19 protein-coding genes are annotated in these 16,998 nt (G+C 57.5%); 1 reads left to right on the top strand and 18 read right to left on the bottom strand.

The window, feature by feature from the left end; genetic code table 11:
- From fliG to fliE, 4 genes are all read right to left on the bottom strand, one after another.
- Complete coding sequence (gene fliG / locus ACUZ9Q_RS08725; RefSeq protein ID WP_022659219.1) at positions 1–996, bottom strand: flagellar motor switch protein FliG; 996 nt, start codon at positions 994–996, stop codon at positions 1–3.
- A 46-nt stretch (positions 997–1,042) separates the two neighbouring features.
- Positions 1,043–1,246 carry a hypothetical protein gene (locus ACUZ9Q_RS08730; RefSeq protein WP_225529821.1) on the bottom strand — a complete coding sequence of 68 codons (204 nt, stop codon included), beginning with the start codon at positions 1,244–1,246 and terminating at the stop codon, positions 1,043–1,045.
- Entirely contained in the window at positions 1,227–2,870 is a 1,644-nt protein-coding gene (gene fliF / locus ACUZ9Q_RS08735) for a flagellar basal-body MS-ring/collar protein FliF (protein WP_192112025.1), read from the bottom strand. The genes ACUZ9Q_RS08730 and fliF overlap by 20 nt, the downstream gene beginning before the upstream one ends.
- A 318-nt stretch (positions 2,871–3,188) precedes the next feature.
- Positions 3,189–3,449, bottom strand: a complete 261-nt coding sequence (gene fliE, locus ACUZ9Q_RS08740) for a flagellar hook-basal body complex protein FliE (protein WP_449248135.1) — start codon at positions 3,447–3,449, stop codon at positions 3,189–3,191.
- A gap of 48 nt (positions 3,450–3,497) precedes the next feature.
- Between fliE and ACUZ9Q_RS08745 the strand changes: the two genes are divergently transcribed.
- Positions 3,498–4,178, top strand: coding sequence for an IS1595 family transposase (locus tag ACUZ9Q_RS08745; protein ID WP_449247358.1), 681 nt, complete (start codon positions 3,498–3,500; stop codon positions 4,176–4,178).
- On the opposite strand, the gene ACUZ9Q_RS08750 is transcribed toward ACUZ9Q_RS08745, so the two are convergent.
- From ACUZ9Q_RS08750 to ACUZ9Q_RS08815, 14 genes are all read right to left on the bottom strand, one after another.
- The gene (locus ACUZ9Q_RS08750; protein WP_449247703.1) at positions 4,175–4,378 is read right to left on the bottom strand and encodes a hypothetical protein; all 204 of its coding nucleotides are present in this window, start codon (positions 4,376–4,378) and stop codon (positions 4,175–4,177) included. The genes ACUZ9Q_RS08745 and ACUZ9Q_RS08750 overlap by 4 nt on opposite strands.
- 203 nt (positions 4,379–4,581) lie before the next feature.
- A complete protein-coding gene (gene flgC, locus ACUZ9Q_RS08755) occupies positions 4,582–5,019 on the bottom strand; it encodes a flagellar basal body rod protein FlgC (protein WP_192112027.1) in 438 nt (145 codons plus the stop codon).
- A 72-nt stretch (positions 5,020–5,091) separates the two neighbouring features.
- Complete coding sequence (gene flgB, locus ACUZ9Q_RS08760; protein WP_192112028.1) at positions 5,092–5,505, bottom strand: flagellar basal body rod protein FlgB; 414 nt, start codon at positions 5,503–5,505, stop codon at positions 5,092–5,094.
- Positions 5,506–5,736: 231 nt separating this feature from the next.
- Positions 5,737–6,267, bottom strand: a complete 531-nt coding sequence (locus ACUZ9Q_RS08765; protein ID WP_227117969.1) for a 3'-5' exonuclease — start codon at positions 6,265–6,267, stop codon at positions 5,737–5,739.
- A gap of 2 nt (positions 6,268–6,269) precedes the next feature.
- Positions 6,270–6,692: a hypothetical protein gene (locus ACUZ9Q_RS08770; protein WP_192112029.1), complete on the bottom strand. Its 423-nt coding sequence runs from the start codon at positions 6,690–6,692 to the stop codon at positions 6,270–6,272.
- A gap of 31 nt (positions 6,693–6,723) precedes the next feature.
- Positions 6,724–7,212, bottom strand: coding sequence for a thermonuclease family protein (locus tag ACUZ9Q_RS08775; protein ID WP_022659211.1), 489 nt, complete (start codon positions 7,210–7,212; stop codon positions 6,724–6,726).
- 122 nt (positions 7,213–7,334) lie between these two features.
- Entirely contained in the window at positions 7,335–9,566 is a 2,232-nt protein-coding gene (gene feoB / locus ACUZ9Q_RS08780; protein ID WP_192112030.1) for a ferrous iron transport protein B, read from the bottom strand.
- Positions 9,567–10,047: 481 nt separating this feature from the next.
- The gene (locus ACUZ9Q_RS08785) at positions 10,048–10,323 is read right to left on the bottom strand and encodes a DUF2325 domain-containing protein (protein WP_022659208.1); all 276 of its coding nucleotides are present in this window, start codon (positions 10,321–10,323) and stop codon (positions 10,048–10,050) included.
- A gap of 209 nt (positions 10,324–10,532) precedes the next feature.
- Complete coding sequence (gene trpA / locus ACUZ9Q_RS08790) at positions 10,533–11,300, bottom strand: tryptophan synthase subunit alpha (RefSeq protein ID WP_192112031.1); 768 nt, start codon at positions 11,298–11,300, stop codon at positions 10,533–10,535.
- 2 nt (positions 11,301–11,302) lie between these two features.
- Complete coding sequence (gene trpB, locus ACUZ9Q_RS08795) at positions 11,303–12,496, bottom strand: tryptophan synthase subunit beta (RefSeq protein ID WP_192112032.1); 1,194 nt, start codon at positions 12,494–12,496, stop codon at positions 11,303–11,305.
- Positions 12,493–13,125: a phosphoribosylanthranilate isomerase gene (locus ACUZ9Q_RS08800; RefSeq protein WP_297891779.1), complete on the bottom strand. Its 633-nt coding sequence runs from the start codon at positions 13,123–13,125 to the stop codon at positions 12,493–12,495. Before ACUZ9Q_RS08800 ends, trpB begins: the two co-directional genes overlap by 4 nt.
- Positions 13,119–13,952, bottom strand: coding sequence for an indole-3-glycerol-phosphate synthase (locus tag ACUZ9Q_RS08805; RefSeq protein WP_215648905.1), 834 nt, complete (start codon positions 13,950–13,952; stop codon positions 13,119–13,121). The genes ACUZ9Q_RS08800 and ACUZ9Q_RS08805 overlap by 7 nt, the downstream gene beginning before the upstream one ends.
- Positions 13,942–15,534, bottom strand: coding sequence for an anthranilate phosphoribosyltransferase (trpD, locus tag ACUZ9Q_RS08810; protein ID WP_192112035.1), 1,593 nt, complete (start codon positions 15,532–15,534; stop codon positions 13,942–13,944). Before trpD ends, ACUZ9Q_RS08805 begins: the two co-directional genes overlap by 11 nt.
- Entirely contained in the window at positions 15,515–16,972 is a 1,458-nt protein-coding gene (locus ACUZ9Q_RS08815) for an anthranilate synthase component I family protein (protein WP_192112036.1), read from the bottom strand. Before ACUZ9Q_RS08815 ends, trpD begins: the two co-directional genes overlap by 20 nt.
- Positions 16,973–16,998: the final 26 nt, after the last annotated feature.

A 16,998-nucleotide genomic window follows, 5' to 3' on the forward strand; every position in this document is an offset into this window, starting at 1 on the left:
CTACACAAACACGTCGCCAGCGCCACGGCTGATGACAAGCTTGTTTTCGCCTTCAAGCCGCCGCACGATCTTGACGACATTCTGCTGGGCCGACTCCACGTCCGAAAGCTTGGCCGGGCCCATGAATTCCAGTTCTTCGCGAATCATGTTGCCCGCGCGTTCCGACATATTCTTGAAGAATTTTTCCTTGAGGTCGTCGCTGGCCCCGCGCAGGGCCAGGGTGAGATCTTCGTTGGAAATTTCCTTCAGCATTTCGCGCACGCCACGGTCGTCAATATTCTTGCAGTCCTCAAAGACAAACATGAGGTTGCGGATATCTTCGGCCATCTGCGCGGAATCTTCTTCGATTTCGGAGAGCACTTCTTCTTCGGTGGCGCGGTCCACAGCATTGAGAATTTCTGCCACAGACTGCACGCCGCCCACTTTTTTGCCTTCCTTGCCGCCCATGGCGATAAGCTGGCTTGTGAGCACCTTGTCCACTTCCATGAGCATTTCTTCCGGCACGGCTTCAAGCCGCGCAAGGCGCATGAGCACCTCGGCGCGCACGCCTGCGGGAAGGTTTGTCAATAAATTGGCGGCCTGATCCGGATGCAGGTGACCGATAATAAGGGCCAGAGTTTGCGGGTGCTCGTTGCGCAGAATCTGTGAAAGCAGCTTGGGGCTGACCGATTCCAGCTCGCGGAAGGGCGCGGGGCCGGTTTCAAGGCTCAGGGAGTCCATAACGTACTTGGCGGTTTCAGGATCAAGGTTTTTGACCAGCAGGCGTTTCAGCGTTTCGCTACCGCCCGTGATCATATCCACACCTTCAACCAGCGATTCGTGGAATTCGCGCAGCACTTCTTCGACTATTTCGCGCGGCACAGGCTCCAATTCCACGATAGCTCTGGAGATGTCGGCTATTTCCTGCCGGTCCATGCGTTTGAACACGTCAGCCGTGAATTTGTCGCCCATGGCGAGCAGCAGCACTGCAGTACGCTGTTTGCCGGTCAACTCCATCTCCCTACTCCTTCACCGAGATCCGCACTAGGCTGCTCGGGGTTGCTTATTCCTTGTCTGCAAGCCAGCGCTTGATAAGCCGCACGGCCTGATCCATATGCTGCTCGGTAATGTGAAAGAGCCGCATTTTCAATTCTTCAACACGCTGATTGCTTTCTTTTTGCGCCAGGCGCAAGGCCTTGAGCTGCGAAAGCGTCGAGTTGCTTTCCGTCAATTGACGGTCTGCGGCTTTAGGCGGTAGCTGTTTCATCGTTTTTCATCCAGCCGCGCACCAGCATCACCACCTGCTCCATATGATTATCGGAAAGGGTGAAAATGTGCGACTTCAAGGCTTCAATATCTTTGAAAACCAGTTCATCGTCTTCTTCGTCTGCGGCGATCTCGTCATCTGCCTTGGAGGCCTCTTCAAGGGCCTCATACAGGGCCAGCTGTTCTTCGGCTGCGGGCAGGCCTTCAAGCCCCTCGATCATTTCACCGGCTTCAACCTTGGGCCGGATGAGGGCCAGAACCACGGGCCGCACCACAAGCATGAGGAACAAAAAGGCCAGCAGCGCGTTGAGCAGGGGCTTGCCCAGCCGTTCGGCATAATCGGCCAGCATTTCGGCAAAGTTGGGATCCTTGGGCGGCTCGGAATCCGTAAACGGAGCGGAGCTTACTTCCAGAGCATCACCACGGGCCTTGTCCAGACCCACGGCATTGGTAACAAGCTGACGCACACGCTCAAGGTCATCGGCCTTGCGCGGCACAAATGTCCACGCCCCGTTGGTCTTTTCATACGTCCCATCGATAAGGACTGCAACCGTCATGCGCTTTAAATCGCCCACATTGGATACGATTTGCTGCTCTTCCTTGTTAATTTCGTAGTTGGTGGTGCGGGTTTCGCGGCTGCCGTTCTGCTGTGAAACAGATCCGGCTATGCCATCGCCACGGAAGTTGGCGTCCGGCGACCCGCCCTCAAGATTCGAGCGGCCCTGCTGGGTTTCTTCACTGCGCTGCTCGCTGCGTACTGCGGTTTTTTCGGGGTCAAACAGCTCGCGACGGATGGTGCGCTGGCTGAAATCCATATCCACGTTGACCTTGGCGATAACACGGCCAGGGCCAAACATGGGCTGCAACATTTCTTCAATGCGGCGTTCAAGGTTGCGCTGCACCTGCTGGCGGTGTTCCATCTGGGTGGAGCTTGCACCGGCAAGGCTGTCTGATTCCGGCTGATACAGCACCTTGCCGCCATTGTCTGAAATGGAAACGTGCGTTTTATCCAGCCCTTCAACAGCCATAAGCATCATGTTGAGGATGGCGTTGATTTCTTTCTGGTCGGGCTTGAGGTTGGGCCGCTTGAGCTTGAGCACAACCGAGGCCGAGGGGGACTGGCGTTCTTCCACAAACAGGCTGCGGTGCGGAATGACCAGGTGCACGCGTGCGCTTTCCACATTGGGGAACTCGCTGATGGTGCGGGAAAGTTCACCCTGCAAGGCGCGGGTGTAGTTTATTTTCTGCACAAAGTCGGTTTGCCCGACCTTGACCTTGTCAAAAATTTCAAAACCAATGCCCTGCCCCACAAGACCGCCTTCGCCCGCGATCTTGATGCGTTCATCATACACAACTTCCTTGGGAACAAGAATGGTTTTCCCGTTGTCAGTCAGCTGGTACATAACCTTGTCTGCCTGGAGCGACTTGATGACAACACTGGCGTCTTCGGCGCTGAGGTTGGAATACAACACCTTCAAGTCGGGCCGCGAGGCCCAGACAGAAAGGCCAATGGCCGCAGAGCCGATAAGCACAAATCCACCCATGACCATCACGCGCTGCATGACGCTCATTCTGGCCCAGACTGCCTTGATGGAATTGACAAGTTGCATAAGAAAAGCCGGCATATGGTAGCTCCTGCGAAGACGTGGCGTAATTCCGGCACTTTGGCCGGGCATATGCCCTGCCAAAGCAATTGCCATGCCACATTGCAACACGCCGCAATTATATAACTTTTTAAAACACCTCTCTGATTCATTCAAATTTGTGACACTGCGCCAGAAACGCCGAATCCCCCAAGGCACAGCCCGTGGGGGATTCGGCGTTCAGGAGTATCACGCGCGGAAAGGAAAATCTGGAATTTGTAAAAGTTACCTGCCCGGGCGTTTCGCAACGTAAATAAACGCTCTGCGCCCTGGCGGCGAACATCTGCTCACGCAGTTGACCTAGAACTGCATGCGGGAAATTTCCTTGTAGGCTTCAAGCACCTTGCCGCGCACGGCAGAGGTCAGCTTCATGGCCATGCTGGATTTCTGCATGGTGATCATGAGTTCGTGCACATTCTGGGTGCGGCCTGCGGCAAAATCTTCGATGGCTGCATTTTTGGCGCTGTCCAGTTCGTTAACCTTATTGAGCGAATTTTTGATGGTGCCGGAAAAACTGTTCTGTGGGGTCACCGGCGTGTGCGCCTGCGTGGGATATTTGATAAAGGGCCATGACTAGGACAGAGGCCAATAAAAGGCTAATGTCTAGTTATGGCAATAAAAAACAAGTACATCATTCGTTCTAAAATTTCTGAGGCTAAATTCCGTCAACTTCTCAGGCTTTTTTGCGTTGATTTAAATGCTACTCAAATCGCCCAGGTAACAGATTTAAACAGGAATACCGTGAATAGATTATTACAGGGGATAAGAGAGAGAATTGCCTTTGCCTGTGAAGTAGAATCGCCTGTTTCCGGCGAGGTTGAGGTTGATGAAAGTTACTTTGGCGCTCGCCGAGTCCGAGGGCTCAGAGGTCGTGGCGCTAGAGGAAAAACAATAGTTTTTGGCCTCTTCAAAAGGCAAGGGAAGGTTTATACAGAGATTGTCCCTAATTGCTCCAAGGTCACTCTGCAAGGCATCATCCGTGGCCGCGTGGATCCCGAAAGTATTATTCATTCTGACGGTTGGAGAGGGTATAACGGTTTGGTAGATCTCGGTTACCAGAAACATTATCGAGTCCACCATGGTGACAATGAATTTGCCAATGAATATAGCCATATCAATGGCATAGAGAGTTTTTGGGCTTATGCCAAAACTCGTTTGGTACGCTTCCGGGGCATACAAAGACAGACTTTTTATTTTCATTTGAAAGAATGTGAGTTTCGGTTTAATCATAGAGGTGAGGATTTGTATAAAATCATCCTCAAAATGTGCAGAGAAAAACCTCTGTCCTAGTCATGACCCTTGATAAAATCCGCCTGGGCGCCAAAATTTTCGCCCCGGTCAACGCTGTCGCGCAAAAGGCTCTGGTCAAGAGTTTTGGCAAACTGGGTCTGGCCGCCGATGGAGCCGCCCTGTTGCAGGCTGCTCTGCACCTTGCTGAAATTCTGCACTGCCTCGCTGTACGCCCGCATGCCAACTGCCTGAATGCTCATAACAACCTCCGCGCTCCAAAAAAAACTTTTTATGCTGTCATCGTGGTCGTGGCTTAGGGGATGCTTCTAAATAAAAGATTTTGCGCCGAGGACAAGGAAAACAGTGTTTTTTACGACAGGAGTGGACTCTTTCTGTCCATGACTGGAGTAAAAAATGCTGTATGACGCAGTGATCGGCCAAAAGAATTATTTAGTAACAGACCCTAGCGGCCAATATCCAAAGCCTTGATGTACATGCCCTTGACGGCATCCACCGTGGTGACGTTGGCCTCATAGTTGCGCTGGGCAGTCATGAGGTTGGCCATTTCTTCAACCACGTTGATGTCAGGGTACATGACGTAGCCTTCCGCATTGGCGTCAGGATTGCCTGGCTCGTACACCCGCTTGAAGGGCCGGTTATCCATGGTCACGGCAGAAACACGCACGCCCTGTACCGCCCTGTCCAGGGCCGAACGCATGTGGATGGAAAAAGGATCATCCACATCAGCCGTTTGCTGCACCACGCTGCGCCGACGGTACGGCCCGCCCTGAGGCGTGCGCGTTGTCTTGGCGTTGGCAAGGTTCATCGAAATGGTGTTGATGCGGGTGCGGTCGGCTGAAAGGCCGGACGCGCTGATATCAAATGCCGTCATGAAGTCCATGGCTTCCTCCTACACTGTCCGCTGCCGGGGTTCTTATGCCGCGTATGGAAGCGGCGCGGCGGCGGGCAAAAATCAGGACTGCTTGCCATCCTGGATGATGTTGTTCAGCCCTTCAAAAGACTTGCTCATCACCTGGGTAAGCGCTGTGTACTGCAACTGGTTCTTGGCATGTTTGGCCATTTCTTTATCAATATTGACGCGGTCTTCGCCGTGAACAACACGCGGTTTGACCGCCATATCCCATTCCGGCCCAAAAGAATCAGGCCTGAAAGCCGTGGGCATGTGGGAAGATTCCGTACGGGTCATCTCCCCTCTTGCATCAAGCCCCAAGGCCGATTGCAGTTCTTTTTCAAAAGACAGTTCGCGCGGCTTGTAGTTGGGCGTCTCCACGTTGGCGATATTGCCCGCGATGACGTTCTGCCGCTGCAACTGCATATCCATGACCTTGCCCACAAGGCCCATCTGCATATTGAACATTGATTTCATATTACGTACCCCCGTGCGTCACGGAAATCTGCTTGCCAAGCCTTTAGCAACAAGCGTTCCACTGCGCAAAAAACATGTTATTCAAGTGTGTTAAAAAATAGAGAATAGGCAGAAGTCGGTATTTTGACAAAAGCAAGGACGCATCGGCAGGCAGAGTGCAAGCGCAAAAAAAGAAAAACCCGCCCGAAAATCCGGGCGGGGTCAATCTGGCGGGAATGGACGAAAGGCGGCTTACAGTTTCATCTGGGCATCGGTGACGCCCAGAGCGCGCAACTGCAAATAGATGCGGGCGCAGGCCTCGGCATCTGATCCGGCATGGTGGTGGTTCAGCGCAATCCCAAAGTAGGCGCTCACGCTGCTGAGCTTTTTGGAGGCAAGCGGCAAACTGCGGCGGGAGCCTTTAAGGGTGCACAAAAAAGGCGCACGGGGTTCCTGCGCTCCCACGGCGTGGCAGCTTGCGGCAAGCACACGCCTGTCAAAGGAGGCATTGTGCGCAAGCAGGCTGCCCGCCCCCTCAAGAAAGGCATCTATCTGCGGCCACAGTTCGGCAAAAGTGGGCGCATCCTTCAGCATGGGCCAGGTCAAACCGTGGATCTCGGTAAACATCACCCGCGAAGACGGCGGCCTGATGAGGCTGTAAAAAACATCTGTCACGCTGCCCTGCTCAATACGAGCAAGGCCCACGGCGCAAGCGCTGTGGGCCGAGTAGCCGGAAGTTTCAAAATCAATAGCTACACTACGGCTCAAATCTGTAGAAACCACACTTACTCTTTTGCGGCTTTGTGGGCGGCTTCGGCCAAACGCGCCTTGATATAGTCGCGCATGACGGCATCGTCGTCCTCTAGGTTAAAGCAACGGGCGTCTTCGCCCATGAGGCCACCGGGCACAAAGTCGCCCTTTTCGCCGGGGTCAGAGACCATTTCGTCATAAAAACAAATGGAAAGCCAGCGGCTTGCCGGTACATCATCCACCACATCCAGCAGCACAAAGAGTACGCGTTCGGTCTGTACGCTGTGGCGCGCCCGCAGGGAATAACTTACGCCGGGCCGGGCCTTGAAAGTAAAGGAAATATTGCTGTGCGCGGCCAGAAAATCCATGTATTCCGTAAATGATTTCTTGATGTTAAGCGGGTCATCCTGCCAGGAATCAAGAAATTTACGCAGTTCTTCGGAACCTGTAACTTCCATACGCGCTCCTTTTATGGGTTACGGCGGCGTGTCAGCGGGTCCATTGCCAGGGGGGGGTGCCAATGTTCAGCCCCCAAATGCCACGCCTGTCCAATACCGCCTGATGTTCCTGAATAAGCCAGCGTCGGCAAAAAATAGCCCTGCACTTCTGCCTGTCCACCCAGGCCAGACCTTCCATCACCAGCTTGTAGTTGACGGAATCGCCGCCCACCTGCACAAGCGCGGTAATGGGGCCAGCTTCGAGCTGCCCCACGTCTTCAACGTCCACTTTGGCCCCCTTGGGCATCATGCGCTGCAAATAGGCCAGCGCCTGAGGCCCGTAAGGCTGCCTGAGACTGGGAGCTTCAATGCCGTAAAAAACCAGCACCTTCTCTGGTTCTTCACTGTCTTTCTTGGTGCTGACTGAAACAGTATTGCCGTCTTCCACCCTTACCACATACGCATTCCACGTTGTAGCCGCAGCAGCGGGAGACACAGCCAGAACCATAAGGATTATACTTGCAAAAAGCCGGTTGAGCATTGCTGAACCCCTCGGTAAAGGCCTGCAAATGTGCGCCAGCAGATAATGCCTGTGCCGCCAGACCTTTGTCAAGGCAGGCGGCACAGGCATCAAGGAGGGGAATCAGAAATCAGACAGTGGCGCTATCCCCAGACAGTGCGTCCCATCTGGTAGGCGGCTGTGGCTACTGCAAAAGCCAGAGCAGTGTTGAACACGATGCTGAACGCCACCCAGCCCCAGCTGCCAGCCTCTTGGCGGATGACCACCAGGGCCACAAAGCAGGGGGAATACAGCAGTACGAAGAGCATCAGCGAAAGCGCCGTGGCCTTTGACCATGCTTCATCACCCTTGAGGCGTTCCGCCAGGGGTGCGGCGTCTTCGGGATCCTGGTCGCCCATGGCGTAGGCAGTGCCCATGGTGGCCACAACAGCTTCCTTGGCGGCCACACCGGCCAGCAGGGCTATGTCGGTGCGCCAGTCAAAACCCATGGGGCGCGTGGCGGGTTCCACGGCCTTGCCAAGACGGCCAGCCACGGAGAAGGCCAAGGCTTCTTCCTTAAGTTCGTTGCGCACGTTGCCAAGTTCTTCTTCAATGGGGGCGCGGGCCTCGTCACCTTCAGGGATGGCCGCTATCTTTTCTTCAAGCTGGGCGATCTGGGCGTCAAAGGGGGCGGACTTGTCTTCCGGCAGACCGGGGAAAGTCATGGCGGCCCATATCAGGATGGAAATGGCCACCAGCACGGTACCGGCCTTCTTGAGGTACATCCAGGCACGTTCCCAGCAGTGCAGCAAAAGGCTCATGAGGGTAGGCATGCGGTACGGGGGCAGCTCCATAACAAAGGGAGTGGCCTCGCCCTTGACGATGGAAGAGCGCAGCAGGCGCGCCACCAGCAGAGCCATGACCCAACCGGTTATCATGATAAGAAACATGACTGTGGGGGCATTGTCAGGAAAGAATGCCCCGGCCAGCAGCAGGAACACGGGCAACTTTGCGCCGCAGGTCATGTAGGGCAGCGTAAGCAGGGTTGCCAGTTTTTCCTTGGGGCTGCGCAGGGTACGGGTTGCCATGACGCCGGGGATGGCGCAACCGCCCGCAATACCGCCCGCGATAATATAGGGCATGACCGATGCGCCGTGCAGGCCGAAAAAGCGGAAGATGCGATCCATCATGTAGGCCACGCGGGCCATGTAGCCGCTGTCTTCCATAAAGGAGATGAGCGCAAACATGATGAGGATGAGCGGCACAAAGCTGACCACGCCGCCAACACCCGCAATGATGCCATCCACAATAAGCGACTGGGCAAAACCCTCGGGCAACAGCATTGTGCAGGTGTCGCCCAGCCATTTAAAGCCGTCTTCAACCCAGCCTTTGGGATAATCGCCTACAGTAAACGTTACCTGAAACATGAGGTAGAGCACGCCGATCATGATCAGCGGCCCAAGAAAGGCGTTGGTGAGCACCTTGTCCAGCTTGTCGGAAAGGGCCAGACGGTCCTTGCCAGCATCCTGGGTCACGATGCCGTCGCGCAGCAGGCTGCGGATAAAGCCGTAACGGTAATCGGTGATGATGGATTCAAGATTGGCATTGAGCGTGCTGCGCACATGTGCTGCAGCCTTTTTGCGCATACCCTCAAGCTCTTCGGCCAGCGCGGCATTTGCGGCGCGAACCTCGCTCATGATTTCGCTGTCGCCTTCAAGTATTTTGAGGGCAATCCAGTGGGGCATGTATTTTTTTGTCAACAACCCACTGTCTTCAATGCGCTTTTCCATATCCAGCAGCACAGGGTCAATATCGCTGCCGTAAGAAATACGCAGGGCATTGGCTTTGCCTTCCTGCGCCAACCTGATGGCGACAGCCATGGCTTCATCAAGCCCCTCGCCAGAGCGTGCCACCATGGGCAGCACGGGGATGCCCAGCAGTTCGCCAAGGCGCTCCATATCTATATGGATGCCTGCGGCGCGGGCTTCGTCCATCATATTGCAGCCAAGCACTACAGGGATGCCCATTTCGAGCATCTGCACGGTAAGCAGCATGTTGCGTTCAAGGGCCGAGGAGTCCACAACGTCAATAACGGCCTGCACATTGCCAGCCGCCAACTCGCGGCGCGCCACCAGTTCTTCCATGGAATAGGCGGTCAGCGAGTACGTTCCGGGCAGGTCAACCACGGTAACCTGCTTGCCGCCCACGGTGATGTGGCCTTCTTTTCTGTCAACCGTGACACCGGGATAGTTGCCCACATGCTGGCGCGCGCCAGTGTAGCCGTTGAAAACTGTTGTTTTACCGCAGTTGGGATTGCCAGCAAGAGCTATCCGCAGCTTTCCATCAGCGTTGAAATTGGCATCATCGGGATTATTAAACTGCCGAACCGCGCTCATGCACGAACCTCCCCCATGCTATAAACAGACCGACGCCGCACTTGCGACATCCCAGCCATTACCGCGAACAAAAATTTGTTCATACCAGCCTTCCTGCCAGCAGCCCTGCCGTCAAACGACTTGTCTTACCTGACCCTTTTTCGATCCTGCCGAAGGGTCGTCTGCAAGACGCTGCTCAAAAAATTGAAATTCAATTCCAAAGTCCTGATTGATTTAGCTACCTGCCCACCAAATGTCAAGCGATGGATATTAATTTTCCGCAACTTTACTCCAACCCGATTGGCCAGGGGCAAAACGCCCGCGAACTTTCCAAACTCTCCCGGCCAAACTCTCCTGGCCAGATTTCCTCGCACAGACTTTCCCTCGCAGAGACTGTCGCTCACAGTGCCTGCAAAAAAGGGAGGCCGCCGACCTTGATCAGCGGCCTCCCATCCCGTCACCGGGTTGGCAGTTCTGCATTAGAGAACGCTCCTTCAGCAGCCTATGCGCCCTTGAGGCATTCACGCAGGGAAGACACGCCGCACGAATGAACCATTTGCAGAGGAATATTGCGCGAGCGCGCAACCTGCACGGCCTTGCGTTTGGCTTCGTGAGAAATTTTGTTGGTGAACACGATCATGGCGTCAGGGTTGCCGATTTTGTCCACAAAATTGCGCTCATTGCGGGTGATGAACTTCAGGGAATGTCCGTCCTGCTCCGCCGCTGCCATGTAATCTTTTTTCAGTCGGTCCATACCGCCTATCAGGGTTACGCACATATGATCCTCCGTCTTTTGCCGCACTGCTCAATTTTGCGCGGATGGGGTTGCTCTGTGCCCTTCTTTTAATTGAAAACGAATTTCAAAGTCAAGCAGTCTGAACCATTTTTTTGAAAATAAATTTCAATTCAAATAACAAGGGCGCTCTCCCCTGCGGAAAAGCGCCCTCATTTTGTGCAGAAGACGATAGAAACAGCTTCTATTTCCAGCTACTTCCAGCGAGCCAGAAATTCAGCGGCGCTGTTGCCTGCATCGATATGCTTGAGCAGGGCGCTGCCGAAAACAACGGCGTCGGGCCGCGCATCGGGCGAAAGAGCCTCAAGCTGGGAAGGCTCACGCAGGCCAAAGCCAAGAGCCAGCGGCAGTTTGAAGGCCGAACGCGCACGGCGCATGGTCACCGCCACCTGGGGCGCCAGGTCGTTGCGCTCGCCAGTGATGCCCATGACCGAAACCACGTACACATAGCCTTCGCCCACGCTGTTGTAGAGGGCCATGCGCTCCGCGCTGGTATTGGGGCCAACCAGAGGGATGAGGGCAATACCTTCTTTTTTCAGGGCTTCGCGCAGCGGCCCGGCTTCTTCATAGGGCAGATCAGGCACGATAAAACCATGCACGCCGCCGCGCGCGGCATCCCGCGCCAGCTTTTCGTAGCCATATTGCAGAAAAGGATTCAGGTAGCCCATAAGTACCACGCCAGCCTGAATAAGTCCTTTGCGTTCAATGAGTTCTTCCAGAATGCCGCGCAGGCTTACGCCATCGCTCAGGGCGCGGCGCGAGGCTTCTTCCACCACCGGCCCATCTGCCACAGGGTCGGAAAAGGGCACGCCGATTTCGATAATATCCGCGCCGCCTTCGTCCAGCTCCATCAGCGTGGGCCAGAAGGTGGACTGATCGGGAAAGCCCGCCGTCAAAAAGGGAATCAGCGCCGGACGACCGGCCGCCTTGGCATCGCGGATTTTCTGTTCAAGAATATTCATGACTACACCTCTTCCTGGCCCTGCGCCGCAAAGCCCAGCGCCTTGTTGACAATGCCCAGATCCTTGTCGCCGCGACCAGACAGGTTCACCACCACCTGATCGCCCTTTTTGAATTCCTGCGGGTGGTCGAGCACCCAGGCAAGAGCGTGCGAAGATTCAAGCGCAGGCAGGATGCCCTCTGCGCGGCACAGGCGCTGGAAGGCGTTGAGCGCGTTGGCGTCCTTGACCATGCCGTAATGGACGCGCCCGATTTTTTGCAGCCACGAATGTTCCGGCCCCACACCGGGATAATCCAGCCCGGCAGAAATGGAGTGCGAGGGTTCAACCTGACCGTCGCTGTTTTGCAGCAGCATGCTGTACGCGCCGTGCAGCACGCCGGGGGTGCCAAGATTCAGCGGGGCGGAATTGAAGCAGCCGGTCTCGCCCGTGCCTGCCGCCTCCACGCCGATGATCCGCACGCTGGCGTCATCCACAAAGGGATGGAACATGCCGATGGCGTTGGAGCCGCCGCCCACGCAGGCCACTACGGCATCAGGCAGCCGCCCGGTTCTTTCCAGCATCTGGGCGCGGGTTTCGCGGCCAATGACGCTTTGCAGCATGCGCACCAGCTTGGGGAAGGGGTGCGGCCCGGCAGCGGTGCCAAAACAGTAGTGGGTTGTTTTCTGGCTGCCGATCCAGGCGCGCAAGGCCTCGTTGATGGCGTCCTTGAGGGTACGGGTGCCGCTTTCCACCGCATGCACGGTGGCGCCCAGCAGCTTCATGCGCATGACGTTGGGAGCCTGCCGCACCACGTCTTCCGCACCCATATAGATGGTGCATTCCATGCCCAGCCGGGCGGCTGCCGCAGCCGTGGCAACGCCGTGCTGGCCAGCGCCGGTTTCCGCCACCAGGGCTGTTTTGCCCATATATTTGGCAAGCAGAGCCTGCCCAAGGGTGTTGTTGACCTTGTGCGCGCCCGTGTGTAGCAGATCCTCGCGCTTGAGCCACAGGTCAAAACCAAGCTCGCCCGAAAGCGTGGGACAATAGGTCAGCGGCGTTTCGCGCCCGGCATAGTTGAACAGCAGGTCTTTCAGCTCTGCCTGAAACTTTTCGGTGGGATAAATGTCGCGCATGGCCGCTTCCACTTCCATAAGGGGCGGCATAAGCAGTTCGGGAACAAAGCAGCCGCCGAACTCACCAAAGTAACTGTCTTTCATAACGAATACCCATTGCCTTTGGAGTTTGCGGCCATAAATGCAGCCGCCATTTTTTCCCTGTTTTTACACCCCGGCGCGTCTTCCACGCCGGAATTGAAATCCACCCCGGCAGGCGCGCACATGCCTACGGCCATTGCCACATTGGCTGCGCTCAATCCCCCGGCAAGCAGCCAGGGATGCGCCGGGCGCAAGCTGGCCAGATCCGACCAGTCCAGTTTGTGCCCGCTGCCGCCGCCTTTCAGCCCCGCATCAAGCAGGTAATAGGCGCAGGCTTCGGCATTGCGTTGTAAATCATTGTACAACAAAGCGCGGTGGGTGTAACGGTCGGGCCAGAGCACCCGAATGACGCGCTCCGCGCCGATGGCGCGGGCGCATTCCACACTCTGGTGACCGTGCAGTTGCGCGTAATCAAGCCGGGCTTCGTCCATGATGCGCCGGATTTCGTCCGAACCCTGATTCACAAAAACGCCCACCCGCAGCATAGAGCCACTGTCCAAGGCTGCCGCCTGCGCAACCGTTACGCCGCGCGGGCTGCGGGGGTGAAAAATAAAACCGCACATGGCAGCACCAAGGCTGGCCGCATGGTCAACATCCTCTTGCCGTGTGAGGCCGCAGAACTTGATCAGCATGTGCAATCTCCATCAGTTTTGGCTGTAGCTCCCAGCAGGGCCGCCAAGGCCTCGCCCGGAGCGCCGCCTTCCATCAGGGCGCTGCCCACAAGGGCGGCATGATATCCCGCAGATGCCGCTGCCCGCAGATGATCCGCGCTGCTCATGCCGCTGGCTGCAATCCACAGTTCGCCACTGGCGGGCGGGCAGGCCCGTATCAGTTTCAGGCAGGCATCGCGATCCACCGCCAGACTTTCCAGATCGCGGGCATTGACCTGTATAATGCGCGCCCCGCTCTCGCGGGCAAGGCGCAGATCTTCCGCATCAAATATCTCCACCACCGCCTGAATGCCGTAGCCCTCCGCCTGTTCACGCAAGGCCCGCAAGGTCGCGGCGTCCGGCGTCAGCCGCACGATGAGCAACAGGGCTGAGGCTGGCGTGGCCGCCGTGGCCCGCACCTGCAAAGGATCAAAAATAAAATCCTTGCGCAGCAGGGGCACACGCGGCCCATTGTAGAGCGCCGGGTTAGCGGCGCGGGCCAGATATTCCAGCCGCCCGCGGAAAAAAGCTTCTTCCGTCAGCACAGATACGGCGCTGGCCCCTGCGGCGGCATACTGGCGCGCCACATCTTCCACATCCAGATTCTCGCAGATCACGCCGCGCGAAGGCGAGGCCCGCTTGTATTCCGCCACCACCGCCAGAGGGCAGCCCGGCGCGCGGAGAGTTAAAGCTGCAGCAAAATCTGGCCGCTGCCCTTCATACACCGCTGGCAGAGCGTCCTGTGCTTCCAGAGCTCGCAGGGCCTCGACCTCAGCCTCCTTGGCCTTGCGAAAACGCTCAAGCAGCATTGAGCACCTTCCTGCCCACACCGGCGCTCACGGCCTCGCGGGCGCGGGCCATGCACAGGGCCATATCCATCTTTTCTTCCAGCAGATAGATGGCAAGCCCCACGTTGAGCACCACCATGTCCATCATGGCGCGCGGCCCCTGCCCGTTGAGAATATCATTGAGCACGGCCACGGCTTCTTCCTTGCCGCTCACGGCCAGATCTTCCACTGTGCAGGAGGCTATGCCGAATTCCTGCGGGTCGAGCATCATGGGCGTCACCTTGCCATTGTGCAGCAAAGCCATCTTGGTGGGGCCGATGGGCGTCACCTCGTCATAGTTGCCAGAGCCGCAAACAACGGCGGCGCGGTGCAGGGGCGACTGCATGAGAGTTTCGGCCACCAGCTCCACCAGCTCGGGCCGCGCCACGCCCATGAGCAGATGGCTGGGCCGCGCCGGATTGATCATGGGGCCAAGAATGTTGAACAGGGTGCGCACTCCCATCTCTTTGCGCACAGGGCCGATATTGGCAAAGGAAGGATGGAAGTACGGGGCAAAAATAAAGGCGAAATTACGCTTTTTGACCATCTCGGCCACGGAGGCGGGGTCTTTTTCCAGCGTGATGCCGAGGGCTTCCAGAGCATCCGCGCTGCCGCACTTGGACGAAACCGCCCGGTTGCCGTGCTTGACCACCTTGTAGCCCATGCCTGCCAACGTCAGAGAAGAGGCCGTGGAGCAGTTGAAGGAATTGCGTCCGTCCCCGCCGGTACCCACCACATCAATGGTTGTTCCCGAAATGCCGTCCACGCGCACGGCGCGGGCCAAAGCGGCGCGTGTGGCGTGAGCCAGTTCAAGGGCGCTCTCGCCCTTCATGCGCAGCCCCATGAGGAAACCGCCCGCCTGCGCCGGAGTCATCTTGCCGTCCATGAGGGCCGCAAAACCCGCCGCCGCCATTTCGGCGGAGAGGTTTTCCCTGCGTGCCAGACGCTCCAGAATGCCGGAGAAGTCGGAGGTTTCCGCGCCTGTGCCGAGGATGCTCTGCGGGAAGTTGCCCAGCAGGCGCAGGCCGTCCGGCGTGAGCACGGATTCGGGGTGGAACTGCACGCCGACCCACGGGCGGTCATTATAGCGCAGAGCCATCACTTCGCCTTCGGGTGCGCGGGCAGTGACCGTAAACCGGGGGTTTTCCGCATCTTCATCGGCGCGCACCACAAGGGAGTGGTAGCGGCCCACGCGCATGGGGTTGGGCAGGCCCAAAAACATGCCAGTGCCGTCGTGCACGATTTCAGACTGTTTGCCGTGCATGATGCACGGACCGACCTCAACCTTGGCCCCGGCATGCAGCCCCAAAAGCTGATGTCCAAGGCACACGCCCAGTACGGGAATGCGCGGGCTGAGGCGCTTGAGGAATTCGGGGCACAGCCCCGCATCGGCGGGATGCCCCGGCCCGGGCGAAATGCAGACCATGGAAAGTTCGGGGTTCACCGCCATGTCCAGCACGGCGGGGTCATCGTTGCGCAGCACCACAGGCTTGTGCCCAAGGGCGTAAAAAGCCTGCACAAGATTGTAGGTAAAGGAATCGTAATTATCGATGAGCAGAAACATATTCTTCGTCCTCCGCACGCAGGGCCAGGCGCATGATGGCTGATTTGTTGCACACTTCCTTCCATTCCAGATCGGGATCGGAGTCATGCACGATGCCTCCGCCCGCCTGCCAGAAGAGCTTGCCGTCACGCATCCACATGCTGCGGATGGTGATGCCCGTATCAAGGTTCACGCTGTCCTTGTCCAGACCGAGCCAGCCGATGCAGCCCGCGTAGGGGCCACGCGCGCGGCCTTCCACCTCGCGGATGATTTCCATGGCCCGCACCTTGGGCGCGCCGGAAACCGTACCCGCCGGGAAGGTGGCCGCCAGCACGTCCAGAGCGTCCAGCCCTTCCTCAAGGCGGGCGCTGACCCGGCTGGTGAGGTGCATGACGTGCGAGTAGCGTTCAACTTCCATGTAGCGTTCCAGATTCACCGAGCCGGGCTGGGCCACGCGGCCAAGGTCGTTGCGGCCAAGGTCTACCAGCATGACGTGCTCGGCGCGTTCCTTGGGGTCATCGCGCAGTTCGGCGGCAAGGGCGGCGTCTTCAAGGTCGTCCGCGCCGCGTTTGCGCGTGCCTGCGATAGGCGAAAGCTGCAAATGCCCCGCGGTGCAACGCACCATGACCTCGGGCGAAGAACCGAAAAGCGTCAGTTCGGGAAAGCGCATGTAGAACATGTAGGGCGAAGCGTTGAACCGGCGCATGCGGCGGTACAGTTCAAAGGGATTGCCCTCAAAAGGCGTGGAAAATCGCACGGAAGGCACAACCTGAATGGCCTCGCCCTGGCGCAGCATCTCCTTGATGCGGCGCACGTAATCCTTGTAGCCTTCCTCGCCGGGTTCAGCGCAGACATTGTCGGGATTGATACGCACGGCCCCGGCCTGCCCCGTGGCGCGGGCTTCCAGCGATTCACGCGAGCTTTGCAGCGCGCGGTGTTCGCCCAGGCTCACCTGGCAGAGCCGGTTATACAGATGGTCAAACACCAGCACGGTTGACGGCAGCATGAGCAGGCAGTCGGCCTCGCTCTGCGGCATGACAGGGGCCAGCTTGGGGTTGAACAGACCCGCCATGCCAAAGCCAAGATACCCGTAAAGAGCGCGGGTAATGGGCGGCAGGTTTGTGATGTTGGCCGGGCCAGCTATGGTCAGCGCAGCCATGAGCGCCCGCAGGCCGTCCACAAAGGGTTTGCCCTCAAAGCGCGCCAGGGGCGTTAAGGTGTCGTTGCGGATGTCCAGCGCAAGCTTGCCATCGCGGCAAGAGATGAACAAAGCCGCATCGCAGGCCAGAATGCTGTAACGCCCCCAGCGACCATCCACCTCGGCGCTTTCAAGCAAGATGCCGTTACCGGCCCCGACCATGCCCATAAACAGGCTGATGGGCGTGTCCATATCCGCTGGCAACCAGCGGGCGGTTTGTTGCAGCGTCAGCATATGCTGCGCATCACCGTTCTCTTTCATCTGGCGCATCCTTTGGGTTTTTGTGC

The sequence above is a fragment of the Desulfovibrio desulfopostgatei genome, assembly GCF_053570645.1.